General features: G+C 52.4%; 8 protein-coding genes. 3 read left to right on the top strand and 5 right to left on the bottom strand.

Annotated elements, in window-relative coordinates:
- Positions 1–226: 226 nt before the first annotated feature.
- Both ACKI61_RS02065 and leuC read right to left on the bottom strand, forming a co-directional pair.
- Positions 227–829 (bottom strand): 3-isopropylmalate dehydratase small subunit 2, encoded by a 603-nt coding sequence (locus tag ACKI61_RS02065; protein ID WP_290733889.1) that lies wholly within the window; start codon positions 827–829, stop codon positions 227–229.
- Between the two features lie 19 nt (positions 830–848).
- A complete protein-coding gene (gene leuC, locus ACKI61_RS02060; protein ID WP_407456149.1) occupies positions 849–2,258 on the bottom strand; it encodes a 3-isopropylmalate dehydratase large subunit in 1,410 nt (469 codons plus the stop codon).
- A 192-nt stretch (positions 2,259–2,450) separates the two neighbouring features.
- On the opposite strand from leuC, the gene ACKI61_RS02055 reads away from it, so the two are divergent.
- Positions 2,451–4,871, top strand: coding sequence for a glycoside hydrolase family 5 protein (locus tag ACKI61_RS02055; RefSeq protein ID WP_407456148.1), 2,421 nt, complete (start codon positions 2,451–2,453; stop codon positions 4,869–4,871).
- 68 nt (positions 4,872–4,939) lie between these two features.
- Here the strand turns inward: ACKI61_RS02055 and ACKI61_RS02050 are convergent, their stop codons facing one another.
- From ACKI61_RS02050 to ACKI61_RS02040, 3 genes are all read right to left on the bottom strand, one after another.
- Positions 4,940–5,389, bottom strand: coding sequence for a hypothetical protein (locus ACKI61_RS02050; protein WP_407456147.1), 450 nt, complete (start codon positions 5,387–5,389; stop codon positions 4,940–4,942).
- A 208-nt stretch (positions 5,390–5,597) separates the two neighbouring features.
- Positions 5,598–7,130 (bottom strand): M23 family metallopeptidase, encoded by a 1,533-nt coding sequence (locus tag ACKI61_RS02045; protein WP_407456146.1) that lies wholly within the window; start codon positions 7,128–7,130, stop codon positions 5,598–5,600.
- A gap of 9 nt (positions 7,131–7,139) precedes the next feature.
- Entirely contained in the window at positions 7,140–7,550 is a 411-nt protein-coding gene (locus tag ACKI61_RS02040) for a hypothetical protein (RefSeq protein WP_407456145.1), read from the bottom strand.
- A gap of 423 nt (positions 7,551–7,973) precedes the next feature.
- Between ACKI61_RS02040 and ACKI61_RS02035 the strand changes: the two genes are divergently transcribed.
- Together ACKI61_RS02035 and ACKI61_RS02030 are read left to right on the top strand one after the other, a co-directional pair.
- Positions 7,974–15,278: a tandem-95 repeat protein gene (locus ACKI61_RS02035; protein WP_407456144.1), complete on the top strand. Its 7,305-nt coding sequence runs from the start codon at positions 7,974–7,976 to the stop codon at positions 15,276–15,278.
- Positions 15,279–15,519: 241 nt separating this feature from the next.
- Entirely contained in the window at positions 15,520–18,393 is a 2,874-nt protein-coding gene (locus ACKI61_RS02030; RefSeq protein ID WP_407456143.1) for a T9SS type A sorting domain-containing protein, read from the top strand.
- Positions 18,394–18,585 lie beyond the last annotated feature (192 nt).

Here is an 18,585-nt window from a genome sequence, read left to right as displayed (position 1 = left end):
AAGATGTAGCCCGTTTACGGGCTCGCCGGTAAGGACCGCACGCAGGTGTCAGACTGCGCAACGCGTCGAACGCGTCGCTAGTAACCTAGGGCAGGGCCCGTATATGAAGAACCACCCGCTGTGCGGGTGGGTTCCTTTTTTCTTTAGACGAAAGAACGTTTCGCTTTAGACGATAGACGAAAGATCTTTGAGAAAAATCTATCGTCTTTCGTCTTTAGTCTTTCGTCTATTTAAGGAACTGCATATACGGCAGCTTGCTTGCAAGTTCCTGCACCTTGTCGGCGTTGGCCATGAGGGCGGAGCGTGCGTGCCAGGAGCCGTCAAGGAACTGGCCGCGGGGGCCGTCGGCAAGTATCAGCTCGATGGTTTCGTCACCCATCTTGAGCGTACGGCTTTCGGTGCTGGTGACGAGTTCTTCGCTCGGGTGTGCTTCGATCCAGGCGAGAATCTTGTCAGCCACTTCGTGGCTCACCTTGTAGCAGGGCACGCCGATAGCCACGCAGTTACCGAAGAAGATTTCGGAGTAGCTTTCGGCGATGATGGCGCGGATGCCCCAGCGCTTCAGGGCCTGCGGAGCGTGTTCGCGGCTGGAACCGCAACCGAAGTTCTGGTTCGAGACGAGGATGGAGCCGTTCTTGTAGGCCGGATCGCGGAAGGGGTGGACCTTGCCCTGAGCGGCGAGGCCAGCGATATCGTCGGCAAAGGCGTTGTCGCCGAGGCCTTCGAACGTGACGCACTTGAGGAAGCGTGCCGGGATGATACGGTCAGTGTCGATGTCGTTGCCGCGTACAGGAACGCCGGAACCTTTAACAATGTCGATAGAATTCATTTTTTAAATCTCCTTAGCGTTACTTGATGTACTTGCGGACGTCGGTGACACAGCCTTCGATGGCGGCGGCGGCCACCATGGCGGGGCTCATGAGGATGGTGCGGCCCGTGGGGCTGCCCTGACGGCCCTTGAAGTTACGGTTGCTGGAGCTTGCGCTCACCTGGCGACCCTTGAGCTTGTCCGGGTTCATGGCGAGGCAGAGCGAGCAGCCCGCTTCGCGCCATTCGGCACCGGCTTCCTTAAAGATCTTGTCGAGACCGAGGGCTTCGGCTTCCACCTTGATCTTCATGGAGCCCGGAACGACCCACATCTTGACGGTCGGGGCGACCTTGTGGCCCTTGATGATTTCGGCGGCGGCCTGCAAGTCGCTCAAGCGGCCGTTGGTGCAGCTACCCACGAAGGCGATGTCGATGGGGCGGCCAATCATCTTGGAACCTTCTTCCCAGCCCATGTATTCATAAGCTTCGGAGATGACTTTCTTTTCGCTGCCTTCGAATTCGCTAATCTTCGGCATGTTGCCGTTCAGCGGGATGGCCTGGGCCGGAGTGATACCCCAGGTGACCATCGGTTCGAGGTTGTCGCAGTTGATTTCGACTTCGTCGTCAAACTGGGCGTCGGCGTCGGTAGCCACGGACTTCCAGTAAGCGACGGCTTCGTCCCACTTGTCGGCCTTCGGGGCGTACGGACGGCCCTTGAGGTATTCAAAAGTCTTTTCGTCGGGGTTGCAGTAACCGACGCGGGCGCCGCCTTCGATAGCCATGTTGCAGACCGTCATACGGCCTTCCATGCCCATTTCTTCGATGACCGGGCCTGCAAATTCGTAAGCGTAGCCAACGCCGCCGTTCACGCCGAGCTTTGCGATGTAAGCAAGAGCCACGTCCTTGGCGGTCACACCCGGCTTCAGCTTGCCGGTGAACTTGATGCGGCGAGTCTTGAGCGGGCTCATGGCGAGCGTCTGGGTGGCCAAAACGTCTGCCACCTGGCTTGTGCCGATACCGAATGCGATAGCACCGAAGGCACCGTGCGTTGCCGTGTGGGAGTCACCGCAAGCGACGGTCATGCCCGGCTGGGTCACGCCTTCTTCGGGGCCCACGATGTGGATCACGCCCTGTTCTTCGGTAGCGGGGCCAAAGAACTTGATGCCGTTGTTCTTGGTGTTGTTTTCAATGTGGGAGAACATCTCTTCGGAAATGCCGTCCTGGAGCGGGCGGTTGCGTTCCGGGAAGGTGGTCGGAATAATGTGGTCCACCGTGGCGAAAGTGCGTTCCGGGAACAGCACCTTCTGGCCTTCTTCGCGGAGCTGCGCAAAAGCCTGCGGGCTCGTGACTTCGTGGCAGAGGTGGAGCCCGATAAAGAGCTGGCACTGGCCGCTCGGGAGCTTTGCTACCGTGTGGCTTTCAAAAATCTTCTGATAGAGTGATTTTCCCATGATTTTGTCTCTTTTTGTTCCCCGGTTTCCCGGGTTGAAGTTCAATTTCGGGTGCAAATATAGAAAAATGTACGGCTACCTTCAATAAAGTTTGGGTCTTTGGTGTACCGCTGTAAACACTTTCTGATTGGCAGATGGTGTTATCGTAGGCCTTTTCAATATATTTTTATGAAAAAATATTGAGGTCGGATTATGAATCGTACATTTTTTGGCTTGTCGCTAGCGGCTTCCTTTGCCTTGGCGATGCTTACCTCCTGCTCCGATGATGGTTCTTCTTCTGGTACCCAGACCGAAGAAGTGTCAGATTTAACGCCAATGGACACGAATCCGGGATCCCAAACGGGAGAACAAGGCGAAAATGCGGGTGACGCTGGAAATGGAGCGGCTTTGAATGACCCCGATGAACCGGAAGAAAACATTGCCGACCAGCCGATAACAGAAGAAGATCTCAAGGACGATGGAACAGCGTCGGTTACGTCGCTCAATGTGGATATTTCTGGTGTCGCTGAATTCGGCCCTTTTGCCGATGGTGCGAGTGTTACGGTGAAGTCGGTCGATGTTTCGACCATGACTGAATCGGGGACTTCCCTGACGGCAAAGGTTGCAGGAAATCTAGGTGCCTACAAGGCTTCGGGCTCGATCAGTTCCGCCGTGGCAAGCGTCGAAGTGAAGGGGGGGTACCTGAATTTTACCTTGGATGAAGCTTCTCAGACGGCGACGGGACTCAAGGCACTTAGTGACCTTCGCGAACGCAATAAGGTCAATGTGAATGTGCTGACCCGCTTAGAATACGACCGTGTCCAGTATCTTGTTTCCAATTTGGGACTCAGCTTTACTGCAGCAAAGACCCGCGCCGAAAAGGAAGTCCTTGCGGCTCTTGGTTTTAAGCAGGACTCGACGATGTTCGAAGACATCTCGCTATATGACCGCACTCGTGGGGGCGCCTACCTGCTTGCCATTACGACGATTGTCATGACGGATCGTTCCGCTTCGGATGCCGATGCAGATATTGCAGCCATCGCGGCCGATATCGCGGTGGATGGAACCTGGGACGATGACGCCCTGAAGGCAAGCCTCGCCGATAAGGCTTTCTCCTTGGATACGAAAACCCCTGTGATCATTCTTTCCGAAAAGAATGGCGATGTAAAGCTGGAAAATTTCAGCGGATGGGTCAACTATTTCTGGGCTGCTCAATATGGATTGGGATTCTGTGGCGAGAATAATCAGGATCAACTGAAACCCAATAGTAATTCCTATAGCGTAAACGCTTCGTTCCAGTTCATTTGCCGAGACAGCGCCTGGATGAAGGCTTCTGATATTCTTTTGGAACATTTGGCCGCAACAGAGTTGTTCGGACCCTGTTCTGAAAGCAATGTGGGCGCAATGAATGCAAACGCAGAAGGAAAGTACTACGTCTGTAAAAAGAATACGTGGTTGGCTGCGGGGGCTGCCGACATCGAAAACATGAAGGTGGCTGAATCCAAGGGCGCCTGCAATTCCGCTAAAGAAGGCGCTCTGGAACAGTATGAATCGAACTACTACATCTGTATCTCAAATTCCTGGCAGAGGACAAAGAATGTTCCGATAGATTATTCCAAGGGTGCCAAGATGAACAAGCGTCTTGGTAGGGGTATCAATTTGGGCAATGCCTGGGAGTCCACGGGTAACGGGGCGACGGCTGATTGTGGCTGGAGCAACTGCATCCAGGACAACTATTTCAAGATTGTCAAGGACGCTGGCTTTAACTCGGTGCGCTTGCCTGTGCGCTGGAACCAAGATGCGTCTAACAGCTCTCCCTATACGCTTAATTCGGGCCGCCTTTCCGGTGTCAAGGCCGATATCGACCTTGCTCTTGCTCAGGGCTTGGCAGTTATTGTCAACTTCCACCATTACACCACGCTGAACGATGCCGCAGCCAAATACGCTTCGGACAAGAATTCCTATGAATCAGAAAAGAAGCGTTTCCTTGGCATGTGGGAGCAGGTCGCTAAAGAAATGAATTCCTACCCAGATAGCCTTCTCGTTCTTGAAATCTTCAACGAACCGCACGACATGAAAAACGAGCAGGTGAATGATCTGATGAGCTCTGCATACGAGGTTATCCGCAAGAATGCTCCCGGCAAGACGATTATGTTCGAAGGAAACGCCTATTCGAAGTTTGCTCAGATTAGGAACTTGGATCTGCCTGCCGACGGAAACATCATTGTGAGTGGTCACTACTATGAATCCTACGCATTTACGCACCAGGGACACGGCTATGACTGCAACAATAACCTTTCCGACAATGTCCTGAGTGCTATTCCGCGTGATTTCAAGAGCTATGTCGATTCCGCGTCGTTCTATTATCCTGATGTCAATGGCGGCCATGTGCCGATGAATATGGGCGAGTTTGGCGTGTCGGGTCAGCATGGTTCTTCTTGCGGTGGCAGCGGCGTCTCGGACGATTTGCGCGCGAAGTGGACCGATGCCGTCATCGGAGCTGCCGAAAAGTATGGCATGTCCTGGCAGTACTGGGGATTTGTGGGTGTCGGCGGATTTGAAGCCTACGATAAGAATGCCGGAAAGTGGTATCCCGAACTTTTGCAGGTATTCAACAAGTACACTTCCAACTAATTGTATTCTCCCATCAAAAAAGAAAGTCCCTGCTTTTCGCAGGGACTTTTTCAATGGAAAAAAATTTTTTAGAACTGTTCGACTTGTGTATCGAACTGGTACTTTTCGTGGTAGTAGGCGAGCATTTCGCTGGTGCTGGTGAATGCGCCTGCGCGAATGGCGTTGCGAACTTCAGGGTCGTTGCGGGACATTTCGATGATTTTTGCGTCTATGTCCTTGAAGAGCAACGTGTTAGATGCCATAGCCACGTGATTCTGGTTGTAGTCCAGGTGGTAGCGGCGTTCGAGCATCTGGAAAAGTTCTGCCTGGCAAGCGTTTTCAGGCGGGTGCCTTTTTGCAATAGGCATGTAGCATTTGTTGATATAATCCTGCTTGTACGAAATAATCATTTCGTCGATAGCGGGGATGTTATGGTCTGAATCGTGGCTTGCTAATTCTGCTTTGGGAGTGACGACACCGGAACATCCGGTAAGAAGGGCGGCGGTAATGGTTGTAAGAGCCAAAACTCTAAACTTCATCTGCTTTTTATCCTTTTTTCTTTGTTGATGCCAAATCCCTAATTCCAGAAACAAAATTATTTAAATGAGCTCACTTTGGCGAGGGTCAGGATGTAACAAATAGCTTACAACGGACTCAAAAAAACGCTTTGAGAACACTTTTTAAAGTGCTTTGTGATGTGTGTCACTTTCAGAAAGATGTTGCAGTTTTTACAACGAGTCCGACTGTCTATCTGCTTCTAACAGCATCTGCAGTCGGTTTGAAGATGTAGAACCATTTTATCGGATCTATTACTTTGTACCGAACATTGCCGATGTGCTTGGGACCGTTTTTATCGATGAGACCAGTAACAACGTGGGCGTGTGGACCCGTGGTGTGTCCGGTAAGGCCAACCGTTGCGATGGGGTCTCCTGCCATGACTTCTTGTCCGTCCAGATAAAGTAATTGGTCGCAGTGCATAAATAGAATGACGTCTTTTTTGCGGACAAGCCCTATCACGATGCCACCGCGTTCGTCGCGGGTTGTCCAGGCCTTTGCTGCAAAGGGGGCAAGGATTCGGGCGCCTTGGCGGCTTGCGACATCGATGCCGTTGTGTTGCCTGTACTTGGCTGTGGCCTGGGCGTGGTAGAATTCCGTGATGTAGGCGACACTGTCGGAAACAATTGATGTCCAGTACTTCCATGCGGCTCCGATGGAGTCGGTAGCGGTGCTTCCGATGTAGTCGGGGCGGGAGAACTTGATGGTCGTTCCTTCGGGTGGAAAATTAAGGTTGTTCTTTTCCCACGAGTTTTTCTTGAAGCCGTTCTCTTCGAGCGTCACGTTCACGTACTTACGAATCATTTGGTCGTTGGTGATGATGGCGCTGAATCGTCCGATGGCGTACCTTGCGATGCGTTGCAGGGGTTCCTTGCCGTCGAAGGTGTATTCGAACGATGGTGCGACCGAAAGCTTGTCACGTTCATGGATGCGGTTGCGGATGTTCGATATGACCGGTTCCGTTTGCGTGGAGAAGAAGAAGGGGAGCGCTATGGCGAGCAAGAAGAGGATTGGAAAAAGGGTCCTGAAAACTTTGGAACTTCCATCTAGAGGGTTCTTTTGGACAATCGCTATTTTATGCAGGTTCTCGATAACCTTTGCAAAAGAATCGGGGTCTTTTCTCCAGTCGGTTTTCTTGATTTCCTTGAAGAAGGAGTCGCTTCTGCACACTGCTCTATTGGCATGGTAGAATTTTTTGCGACTTGGCTTTTGTGGTAAAAGCCAAAGCAGGTATGCCTTGTTGAAATGCGGCAGGTCTTCAAGGAACCTAGATGCCGATTCGACGCTGTCGCCGTCAATGATGACAAGTCGAGAAAGCAGCGCCGCGTAATAGGCTTCGTTGTCATTTAAGTCAAGGGGTAGAACCACGACGATTTGTGGAATGACACCCTTGATTTGCTGCAGGTTATGGTAGAGATTGCGGAACTGGTTGTCGTTTTGGGGATAGCTTCTGCTTCCCGTGACAGTCCAGCTTTCAGAATCAGTCTTGATTTTTTCAAGGTCTGAAAGGGAAAGAGTCTTTTCGAACAAGTCCTTGGCTTCAATGGGGGCGTTCCCCTTGAATGGATTCTTGCCCGAAAAGTCTATCACCAAAAAACGAGCGCCGGCGTTGAGTGCCAGCGCAAGATTTTGCAGGGGAGCGAGCGGAATCTCTGCTTCCCCAGGGAAAGCAAAGCAGGTCACCCCGCCTTGCTTGTATAGGTCGTTTAGGACCTTCCGCTGCATAGTTTTTGATTATGCCTTCTGGGATCCGCGAGGGTAGGTGAAACCTGCGGGAGGGGCGGCAACGAACTTGTCAATCTGCATGTAGAGTTCTTCTGCAGTGGCGGCGGGGTTGAAGTAGATTTCCTGGTTCCTGTTCTGGGTACGGCCCTTGAGCGGTTCGCTGCGGCGGGAGCGGCTTACGATGCCGAGCGGAAGCACTTCCAGAAGCGGGAGCAGGCCGAAGTAACGGAACAGGCTGAAATTCTTCTGCCAGGTGGTGCGCTCGGCGAGCACAGCGAAGGTGCCTTCAAAGATTGCCTTTGTCTGGAGCAGTTCGTCGGAGCTCATGGTCACCAGTTCATGGTTTCTGGGGAAGTTGTTCACGAAGTTTGCCATGTCGCCCTTGAGATAGTTGGCGTCGCAGAGAAATACGAATTTCATACTTTACCTTGCTTGTTTTTTGTGGTTTTTGCCTAAAAATAACTTTTTGTCGATGTGCTGTCATTTTTGTAAGCTGTTCAAAAGAAGATTTTCGGAACTTTTTGTTTCGCTTTTTTGTAAATTTTTTGTAAAATCTGAAAAGGCTCTCGAAATGGCTCAAACAACCTCAAGAAAGCCGATATTTCTTTTTTTTTTTGAATGCTTGTCGTAAGTTGTTGATAATCAATGAGTTAAGGCTTTTGGTGTTGGGGAACCTTTTTTTGTGAATCTCTTTTTTTGCCTTTTTTTTGCAAATTAGCGGATTTTGACCCCTAAAAACATTATATTTGACCTCGTAAAATCGTGCCCGAACTAGCGGGTGCGGTACGTTTTTTGTGAAAGCAAAAGGTGTAATTGGAAGATGATATTTATGGGAGATCATAAATGAAACGAAAAAATTGGTCTGTAGCAGCCCTCCTGGCGTCTGCCGGCATATTTGCTTCTATGGGCGTTGCCCAGGAAGCTGGCGATGCGGCTCCGGCTGTTGAAAATAATGCTCCTTCGGTGATGGGTATCCCCGGTGAGTCTATCGACGAAGGCAAGAAATTTGCTCCGATTAAGTTGGATAAGTATGTTTCCGACGATATGGACAAACCTGAAAAGCTGAAATGGTCCGTTTCTGGAAACAAGCAACTTAAGGTTTCCATTTCTCCGGACCGTGTAGCAACGATTGAAATTCCTGACCCGTATTGGAATGGTTCCGAAGACATCACCTTCATGGCGACTGACTCCAAGGGTGCCGTGGGTTCTGAAACGGTCAACTTCAATGTGGAGTCCGTGAACAATCCGCCCGAAGTGAAGCAGATTCCTGACCAGACTGTTGATGAAGGCAAGACTTTCGCAAAAATCAAGCTTGATGACTATGTGAACGATCCAGACCATCCGAAAAATCAGATTCTGTGGGAATTTGACATCTCTCCGGTGGGCAAGGATCAAGCCGAAGGCGACTTGAACGTGGAAATCGACCCGAACCGTGTGGCGACGGTGATTATTCCGGACCAGAACTGGTATGGCGCTGCAAAGATTAAGTTCACGGCGACCGATGGTGAATACGCAAGTGCTTCTACGGCAGCAAACTTCGTGGTGAAGCCCATCAACGATGCTCCGGTGCTGCAGAAGATTCCTGACCAGACTATCGAAGAAAAGAATGAATTCGAATCCATTAGCCTGACCGATTATGTAGCAGACGTGGATGACGATGTCATGAAGCTCAAGTGGAGCATTTCGGGCAACAAGGACCTGAAGTTCGACATCGACAAGTACGGTTCTGCAAACATCAAGATTCCGAACGAATTCTGGAATGGCTCTGAAACCGTGACCTTCACGGTGACCGACCCGGCCGGAGCGTCCGCCAAGACGACTGCCAAGTTCACGGTGAAGTCCATCAACGACGCTCCTGAGTTCGTTCAGGAAGTCCAGGACCAGACCATCGATGAAAAGCAGGAGTTCAAGCCCATTGAACTGGACAAGCTGGTCAAGGATCCCGACCATCCTTTCGAACAACTTAAGTGGACCGTTTCCGGCAACAAGGACCTTGCTGTAAACATTGCCGGCAAGAATGCCACCATCAAGATCCCGTCCAAGATGTGGAACGGTTCTGAATCCATCAAGTTCAAGGTCTGCGACCCGGCCGGTGCTTGCGCCGAATCCGAAAACAGCTTCACGGTGAACTCCGTGAACGATGTGCCGCAGCTCGTGAAGCAGATTCCGAACCAGACCATCGACGAAAAGAAGACTTTCGCAAAGATCAAGCTCGACGAATTTGTGAAGGATGCGGACCATAAGAACTCTGAACTCTCTTGGGAAGCTGACGTGAAGCACCAGGGCAAGGAACCGCAGTCCGGTACTTTGTCTGTAAACATCGACGAAGCCCATGTTGCTTCTATCGAAATTCCTGATCCGAGCTGGAACGGCTCTGCTGTGGTGACTTTCACGGTGTCCGACCCCGAAGGCGCTTCGGTGAAGCAGCCGGTGACCTTCACGGTGAAGTCCATCAACGACCTTCCTGTGTTCAAGAAGATTCCGGACCAGGCCATCGAAGAAAAGAACGAATTTGCGTCCGTGATGCTCGACGACTACCTCTCTGATGCCGATCACGATCTCTCCCAGTTGAAGATTGACATCACGGGTAACAAGGACATCAAGGTCAACCTGAATACCAAGACCCGCGAAGTATCTTTCAAGACACCGTCTGAACTCTGGAACGGTTCTGAAACCTTGACCTTTACGGCTACAGACCCCGAAGGTGGCAAGGCTTCTACCCAGATGAAGCTTTCTATCAAGTCTATCAATGACCCCCCGACCATGAAGGACATTGCTGAACAGACCATCAAGGAAAAGGGTGAATTCAAGCCCGTTGAACTTGACAAGTATGTAGAAGATCTAGACCACGAAAAGGGCAAGCTCAAGTGGACCGTGACGGGCAACCGCGAACTCAAGGTGGCTATCGACGGTGGCCGCGTGATGAAGGTGACTCCGCCGAGCCCGCAGTGGAATGGTTCTGAGACGCTCACCATCAAGGTGACTGACCCCGAAGGCGCCACCGACGAACGCTCTGTCGCTTATACGGTCGAATCTGTGAACGATATTCCTGAATTTACGAAGCAGGTTGCTCCACAGACTATCAAGGAAAAAGCCCAGTTTGCGCCGATCAAGCTTGGCGAAATGGTTCGCGATCTCGACAACAAGCTTTCCGATCTCCAGTTCTCTGTTGATGTGAAGCCTACGGTCAAGGGCAAGGAAGCCGGTCTCACCGTTGAAATCGATGCCCAGCATGTGGCCAACATCAAGATTCCGAATAAGTTCTGGAACGGTGCCGACGAAATCACCTTCAAGGTGACCGACCCCGAAGGCGCAAAGGCTGTTTCCAAGGCTCTCTTCACGGTGCAGTCGGTGAACGATGTGCCGGTGCTCAAGAAGGTGCCTGACCAGATGATCGACGAAAAGATGGAATTTGCTTCGATCAATCTTGCAGAACTTGCTTCTGACCCGGACCACGCCTTTAAGGATCTCAAGTGGACGGTCTCTGGCAACAAGCAGCTGAAGATCGATATTTCCAAGGATGGTGTCGCATCCATCAAGATGCCTGCCAAGAATTGGAATGGTTCTGAAAAGGTAACCTTCACGGTGACTGACCCGGAAGGCGCTTCCGCAAAGTCCGATGCTGTGTTTACGGTGAAGTCCATCAACGATCCTCCGGTCATGAAGGATATCGCAAGCCAGACCATCAAGGAAAAGGGCGAATTCAAGCCTATCGAACTTGACAAGTATGCAAGCGACGAAGACCACGACCTTTCCAAGCTCAAGTGGACGGTCTCTGGCAACAAGGACCTGAAGGTTGTCATCGATGGCAAGCACAACGCTACCATCACGACTCCGAACAAGTACTGGAACGGCTCTGAAGACATCACCTTCACGGTGACCGACCCGGAAGGCGCTTCCGACAAGCGCACGGTGAAGTTCACGGTTGAATCGGTGAATGACCTGCCGGAATTTGTGAAGCCGATCAAGGATCAGAGCATTCCCGAAAAGCGTGAATTTGCAATCATCAACCTGAACGACATCGTGAAGGATGCCGACCACAAGCTCGATCAGCTCTCTTGGAGCTTCGATGTGAAGCCCGCCAAGGGTGCGAAGGGTGCTGCTCCGCAGCTCAAGGTGACTGTCGACGGCCAGCGCATGGCCAAGGTCGTGATTCCGGACAAGTACTGGAATGGTTCCGAAGAAATCACCTTCAAGGTGGAAGACCCGGATGGCGGCAAGGCTTCTTGCACGGCGACCTTCACGGTGCAGTCCGTGAACGACGCTCCGACGATTGGCAAGATCAACGACCAGGCTGTCAAGGAAAAGGGTGAATTCAAGTCCTTCAACCTGAAGCAGCTTATCAAGGATCCGGACCATGCCTACGAAAAGCTGAAGATCGAAGTGAGCGGCAACAAGGACCTGAAGGTGAATATCGGCAAGGATGGCGAAGTGTCCATCAAGGCTCCGAGCCCGCTCTGGAACGGCAACGAGAAGATCACCTTCACGGTGACCGACCCGGAAGGCGCTTCTGCCAAGGCCACGGCCGCATTCTCTGTGCAGTCCATCAACGATCCTCCGGTCATGAAGGACATTGCTAGCCAGACTATTAAGGAAAAGGGTAGCTTCAAGTCTATTGCTCTCGACAACTTTGTCGAAGACCTCGATCACCCGAAGAACAAGCTCAAGTGGAAGATCGAAGGCGCCAAGGAACTCAAGGTCGCCATGGATGCAAGCCACAATGTGTCTGTGATTCCGCCTAACCCGAACTGGCACGGTGCTGAAACGATCAAGTTTACGGTGACTGACCCCGAAGGTGCAAGCGACAGTCGTTCCGTAACCTTCACTGTTGAATCGGTGAACGATGCTCCGCAGTTCGTGCGTGAACTCAAGGATCAGTCCATCGATGAAAAGAAACAGTTCCAGCAGATTAAGCTTGACGACCTGGTGAAGGATCCTGATCACAAGAATAGTGAACTCAAGTGGACCTTCGATGTGAGGGAAAAGTCTGCCGCTCCTGCCAAGGGCAAGAAGGGCAAGGGCGCTGCCGAAGAAAAGGCTCCTGCAGGCGAGATGCTCAAGGTGAATGTGGACAAGAACCGCGTGGCAACCATCGCCATCCCGAACAAGTATTGGAATGGTGCTGCTGACATTACCTTCACGGTGACTGACCCTGAAGGTGCGAAGGCTTCCAAGACCGCTCATTACGAAGTGCGCTCCATCAATGACCCGCCGGTTATTTCTTCGAACGCTCCGAAGGGTGAAACCATCCGCGAAAACGGTGTGTTCAGGACCATCGACCTTTCGAACCTTGCCACTGACCCCGACCACAAGGCTGCCCAGCTCAAGTGGAGTGTGTCTGGCAACAAGTTCCTGAAGGTGAATATGCGCAAGGACAACACCGTCCAGGTGGCTGTTCCGGACCCGCAGTGGAACGGCAAGGAAACGGTGACCTTCACGGTGACCGACCCGGAAGGCGCTTCCGCTCACCACAAGATGCTCTTCGAAGTGACTCGCGTGAACGACGCTCCGGTCATTGCCAAGAAGGTTCCTGACCAGAAGATCAAGGAAAAGGAACTCTTCAAGCAGATCAAGCTTGACGAATATGTGAAGGACCCGGACAACAAGCCGAGCGAACTTTCTTGGAAGGTGACGGGCAACAAGCAGCTCAAGGCTGAAATTTCTCCGAGCCGCGTGCTTACCGTGACTGCCCCGGACAAAAACTTCTGGTGCGCTCCTGAAACGATGGTGCTCATCGTGAAGGATCCGGATGGTGCTGAAAACTCCCAGACGGTGACCTTCGAAATCACCTCTGTGAACGATGCTCCGGTGCTCAAGAACATTCCTGACCAGAAGATCAAGGAAAAGGGTAGCTTCAAGGAAATCGACCTGAACAAGTTTGTGCACGACCCCGACCACAAGCTCTCTGAACTTGTGTGGACCGTGAAGGTTGACAAGGTCGGTGCAGCCGCTCCTGCCAAGCCCGCCAAGAAGGCTAAGAAGCCTGCAAAGAAGGGTAAGGGCAAGAAGGGCAAGGAAGAAAAGGAAGAGAAGGAAGAAGCCGCCCCGGCTCCGGTTGACGAATTCCAGGTGGAAATCGACAGCAAGAACATTGCCCGTGTGAAGATTGCCGACAAGTACTGGAACGGCGAACGCAACGTGACCTTCACCGTGAAGGACCCCGAAGGCGCTTCCGACTCCAAGGTGGTGAACTTCAAGGTTGAATCGGTGAACGACGCTCCGGAAATCAAGCCGATTGCTATCCAGAGCATTCAGGAAAAGGAACACTTCAAGCCGCTTGACCTGTCTCAGTTCATTTCTGATCCGGATCATCCGTTCGGCTCTCTGAAGATTGAAGTGGCTCAGCCGCGCGCCCTCAAGGCATCTATCAATGCTAAGAAGGAACTGGTTGTGTCTACTCCGGACAAGTTCTGGAGCGGTTCCGAAAAGATCAAGATTGACGTGCACGACCCCGAAGGAGCCCGCGCAACGCAGCAGATCACCTACGAAGTGGTTCCTGTGAACGATCCTCCGGTCATCAAGCATATTGCCGGCCAGAAGATCAAGGAAAAGGAAAAGTTCGAAATTGTGGACCTCTCCAAGGTCGCGACCGACCCGGATAACAAGCCCAATGAACTCCATTGGTCTGTCTCGGGTAACAAGGAACTCAAGGTTGATATCAAGGGTACTCGTGCCCAGGTGCTGACCCCGAACCCGAACTGGTTCGGCAAGGAAACAATTACCTTCACGGTGAAGGATATCGCAGGTGCTTCTGCATCTGCCAAGGCGACCTTCGAGGTGACGCCGGTGAATGATCCTCCGACTCTCAAGCCGGTGCAGCCGTTTGTCATTGAAGAAAAGAAGGCCTTTGCTCCGGTTGACTTCAGCAAGATGGTTTCTGACCCGGATAATAAGCTTGAAGAGCTCACCTGGACGCTCGACAACGATGTTCCGAACGTGAAGGGCAAGAAGAACAAGAGTGGTCCGGCGGTGAAGCACGAAATCCACTTCATGATCAACGAAAAGGGCTTGCTCCAGGCCGAAACTCCGACCCCGTACTGGAACGGTACCGAAACTGTGACGGTGAACGTGTTTGACCCGGCTGGTGAAAAGGCTTCTATTCCTGTGAAGTTTACGGTGAAGCCCGTGAACGACCCGCCGATCGTGAAGGAAATTCCTGGCCAGGAAACCCTGCAGGGATCTACGTTCAAGCCCATCAAGCTCGACCAGTATGTCTCTGACCCCGACCACAAGGTCCACGAAATCAAGTGGTCTGTGGCTGGCGCCAAGAACCTTGCCGTGCAGATTTCTGCAGGTCGCGAAGCTCTGGTGAAGCCGAAGAAGGCTGACTGGTTCGGCGAAGAAACCCTGATCTTTACCGCTAAGGACCCGGCTGGCGCTTCTGACAAGGCCATGGTCAAGTTCGTCGTGAAGCATGTGAATGCGGCCCCGATTATGCGCGACATTCAGGACTACACGATCAAGGAAGACGACAATAACGGTGTCGTCGCCGTGATCAAGCTTGACCAGTTTGCCCGCGATAAGGACCATCGTTTCGACGAGCTCAAGTGGAGCTTCACCGGTAACAAGTTCCTGACCGTGAAGTACGACAAGTACAAGAAGACTGCAACGGTTGCCCAGCCGCACCCGAACTGGGCTGGCAAGCCGGAACGCATCACTTTCACGGTAACTGACCCCGAAGGTGCCAAGGCTTCTAAGACGGCTCTGTTTACGGTGATTGCCGTGAATGACCCGCCGGTGGCAAGCGCTCAGACTTACATGACTCAGGAAGGCGAAGAACTTAAGGTTGGCGCTACCGAAGGCCTGATGTCTGGCGTGACGGATGCTGACGGTGAAAAGCCGGTGTCTGTGCAGCTTGTTCAGAAGCCGCGTAACGGTAAGATCAACTTGAATGAACGCGATGGTTCTTTCACCTACATGCCGAACAAGGGCTTCAGCGGCCTTGATGAGTTCAGCTTCAAGGTGAAGGATCCTGGTGGACTCTCTTCTCAGGTGACGACTGCCGAAGTCAACGTGTCCTTCAAGATGAAGGATCTCCGCGGTGGCGACACCAAGAAGAAGGCTGAACCGAAGAAGGAAGAGCCGAAGGAAGAAGAAAAGGCCCCGGCTAAGGGTAAGAAGAAAGGCAAGAAGGGCAAGCGCCGCTAATAAATAAGTGGCCGAGCTCTTGCTCGCTTCTTCTATAAAGCTTAACAAATGAAAATCCCGCTCCCAGAGCGGGATTTTTGCATCTTTTGGGAATTATGGTCCCGAAATGGCTATCTGGTGTTGAAAAGTTCAAAACAGAAAAAACGCGCAGAAAGCTTTTTTTCGTCGTTTTTTACCCCTGAAATATATTTTTGAATCGGAAGCAAGGGCCTGTTGCCCATTGGGGTTTAGGGATAAATTTATGAAAAAAGGATTGTTTGGTGCTTTTGGACTTAGCCTGGCCGCTATCATCGGCATGCAGGCGACTGTCGCATACTCTGCCGAAAAGGCGGCAGATTTCAGCTGGAGCAACGTGAGCATGGGCGGGGGCGGATTCGTCTCCGCCGTGATAGCCTCTCCGGTAGACAAGGGCCTGTTCTATGCCCGTACCGACGTGGGCGGCGCTTACCGTTGGAACGAATCGACGGCCCGCTGGGAATCGATGATGGACTGGGTCGATGTTTCCGAGCGAGGCCTTTTGGGAATCGAGGCCATTGCCGTTGACCCGCAGGAATCGGGCGTTGTGTATATGGTGGCAGGAACCAGTTACTGGAACAACGGCCGTACGGCGTTCCTCCGCAGTAGCGACAAGGGTGAATCTTGGGAAGTAATTTACACTTGGGACGAAGACGGAACCAAGGGTACCAAGGTGGCACGCTTCGGTGCACACGGTAACGGCATGGGCCGCGGAAACGGCGAAGCCTTGGCGGTCGACCCGAATGATTCGAAGGTCATGTTCTATGGCTCCAAGAACAAAGGTCTCTGGAAATCGACGGACAATGGTTCGAATTGGAGCCATGTGGATGCCTGGACCAAGGCTGCCGGGAGCGATACGACTTGGAATGGTTCTGGATTCAGCTTTGTGCAGTATGCACCGGGCAGCTCCAAAGTGCTTTACGCCGGATTCTTGCGTGAGGGGACGACGGCCAAGGGCACGTTCGAAAATGTGTTCACCTCGACCGACGGCGGTGCAAGCTGGAAGGCGCTCCCGATTCCGGATTCGCTGCGCAGCACGGCCGGCGGGAGCATTGTGCGCCTGATGCCGCAGCGTGCGGTGATTTCGGGCGACGGAAAAACGATGACGGTGACCTTTGCCGACGGCGCAGGCCCGCATTCCATGATGTGGGACGAAGGCTGGGGCATGATTTACGATGGTTTTGGTCGCGGTGCGGTGCTGCAGCTTGATGTGGCATCGGCGACTTGGTCCGACGTTTCTCCGGAAAACTATCTGGACGAAGGTGGCGATGCCAAGTACGACAAAGTGGACGTGAAAGGTATGGTCGACTGCGAAGCCGCAGGCGGCACCGGCAAGACTTGCGAAGATTATTACCCCTACATTGCCCCTTATGGTGGCATAGCCATCAATCCGAAAAATGCCAACGAAATGGTGGTGACCACTGAAGGCTATCGTGGCCCGCAGTTCTGGTACACGGCTACAAGTGACACCAGCGGCAAGTGGAGCGACCAGTGGGGTACTAACATTTACCACACGACCGACGGCGGCAAAACCTGGATTGCAAGCTTCAAGTATTACTGGATGGAAGGTGGCGTTTACCCGACTACTCAGCAGATGGATGCCAACGGAATTGGCTGGATGCATAACGGTTCTATCCACTGGTCCGGCAGCGTTGCCATGGATCCGTTTGACAACAACCGCGTCTTTGTGACTTCGGGTAACGGTATTTTCCGCTGCGACAACTTGAGCGATTACGTTTATAAGGAAGCTGAAAATTCCTGGGAAGAACCGCAGCTCACCATGAACCAGGTGTGGCATTTCTCGGCACATGGTGTCGAAGAAACGGTGCCCTTTGAAGTGGTGAGCATTCCGGGTGGCCCGATGATTTCGATCATTGGTGACTACGACGGATTCCGTCACGATGACATCGCAAAATATCCGGCATTCAGGCACAAGACGAATGTTGGCGGCGAATATGTTTCGTTGGGCACGACGCAGGGCCTCGCTTACGCTCCCAAGAGTGGCAAATTGGCCAAGGTGGCTGACAAGCGCGCCTATGAAGGCCAGTACAATGCAATTCCCATCGCTCCGGTGCAGTATTCCCTTGACTCGGGCAAGACTTGGACGGTGGAAACCTATACAGGGCCTGACGAAAAGGCCGCTAAGGGCACGGTAGCTCTTTCGGCAAAAGGTACTTACACCATCTGGGTTCCGATGGAAGGAACGACCGATGTCTATCGCAATTACAACGGCACGACTTGGGAAAAGGTGACGGGAATCGATAACACCGCGTATGTGGTGGGCGATCCTGAAAACGACGACGTGTTCTACGCCTATACCAAGGCGGACGGCAAGTTCTATAAGAGCTCCGATGCGGGCGCAACTTTCAAGGCCGTGAATACGCCGGGCGAAAGTGCGTTCAAGAAGTTCCGTGCCATTCCGGGCTACGAGGGTGACTTGTGGCTGCCTGTCGCTATTCAGGATCCGTCGAATGGTACGCCCGCTAGTGGAAAGCTGTTGCATTCAACCGATGGCGGTGCCACTTGGGCTGCGGTTGAAGGTGTCGGTTACTGCGAAGCGGTGGGTTATGGTGCACCCAAGGAAAAGGGCGGCTACCCGGCGATTTATGTGTTTGCAACTATCGGTAAAGTGACGGGTGTGTTCGGCTCTGACGACAAGGGTAAAACCTGGACTCGCGTCAATGACGATGGTCATGAATATGGCGGCCTTGCAAACGGTGAATTCGTGATGGGCGACATGAATACTTATGGCGTTGTGTACATGAGTACGGCTGGCCGCGGCATTGCTGCCCGTGTTCCGAGCGACTGGAACATGGGAACGTCCAATTCCGATGGTACGACAAAGGTTGCTCCGTCCGCAAAGGTCATGGCTTCCGCTTCAGTAACTTATGCAAACGGCAATCTGGAGCTTCGCCTGAATGCAACCGTTGCTCGCGTGAGCGTGTTTGACATGCGTGGCAAGAAGATTTCTAGCCGCTATTACAGCAGCTCTGCTTCGGTGCCACTGCGCGAATTGGTGCGCGCCAAGGGCAGCTATTTTGTTCGAGTCGATAACGGCAAGAAGGTGCTGTTTGCAAACCGCGTGATTGTGACGCGATAATGAATTTCAGAATGAAAATGAAAGAAACCCTGCCGTCGGCAGGGTTTCTTGTTTGTATACAGAAAACCACCCGCTAGGCGGGTGGTTCCAAAGAGCCTACGGCTTTACATCCTTGTGGAAAGCAGAAATCCTTTGATTAAATTTGCCACGCGGTCTGACCACCTGCATAACAAATAACCAAAGGATTTTGCA

The sequence above is a fragment of the Fibrobacter sp. genome (assembly GCF_045601785.1).
Taxonomy (GTDB): Bacteria; Fibrobacterota; Fibrobacteria; order Fibrobacterales; family Fibrobacteraceae; genus Fibrobacter.
The sequence above is the reverse complement of the archived record's forward strand: the minus strand, read 5'-3'. Positions and strand labels throughout refer to the sequence as shown.

What these genes read in the sequence shown, in the direction of transcription:
- ACKI61_RS02065 (WP_290733889.1), bottom strand. Translation starts at nt 829, where the DNA reads ATGAATTCTATCGACATTGTTAAAGGTTCCGGCGTTCCTGTACGCGGC.
- leuC (WP_407456149.1), bottom strand. Translation starts at nt 2,258, where the DNA reads ATGGGAAAATCACTCTATCAGAAGATTTTTGAAAGCCACACGGTAGCA.
- ACKI61_RS02055 (WP_407456148.1), top strand. Translation starts at nt 2,451, where the DNA reads ATGAATCGTACATTTTTTGGCTTGTCGCTAGCGGCTTCCTTTGCCTTG.
- ACKI61_RS02050 (WP_407456147.1), bottom strand. Translation starts at nt 5,389, where the DNA reads ATGAAGTTTAGAGTTTTGGCTCTTACAACCATTACCGCCGCCCTTCTT.
- ACKI61_RS02045 (WP_407456146.1), bottom strand. Translation starts at nt 7,130, where the DNA reads ATGCAGCGGAAGGTCCTAAACGACCTATACAAGCAAGGCGGGGTGACC.
- ACKI61_RS02040 (WP_407456145.1), bottom strand. Translation starts at nt 7,550, where the DNA reads ATGAAATTCGTATTTCTCTGCGACGCCAACTATCTCAAGGGCGACATG.
- ACKI61_RS02035 (WP_407456144.1), top strand. Translation starts at nt 7,974, where the DNA reads ATGAAACGAAAAAATTGGTCTGTAGCAGCCCTCCTGGCGTCTGCCGGC.
- ACKI61_RS02030 (WP_407456143.1), top strand. Translation starts at nt 15,520, where the DNA reads ATGAAAAAAGGATTGTTTGGTGCTTTTGGACTTAGCCTGGCCGCTATC.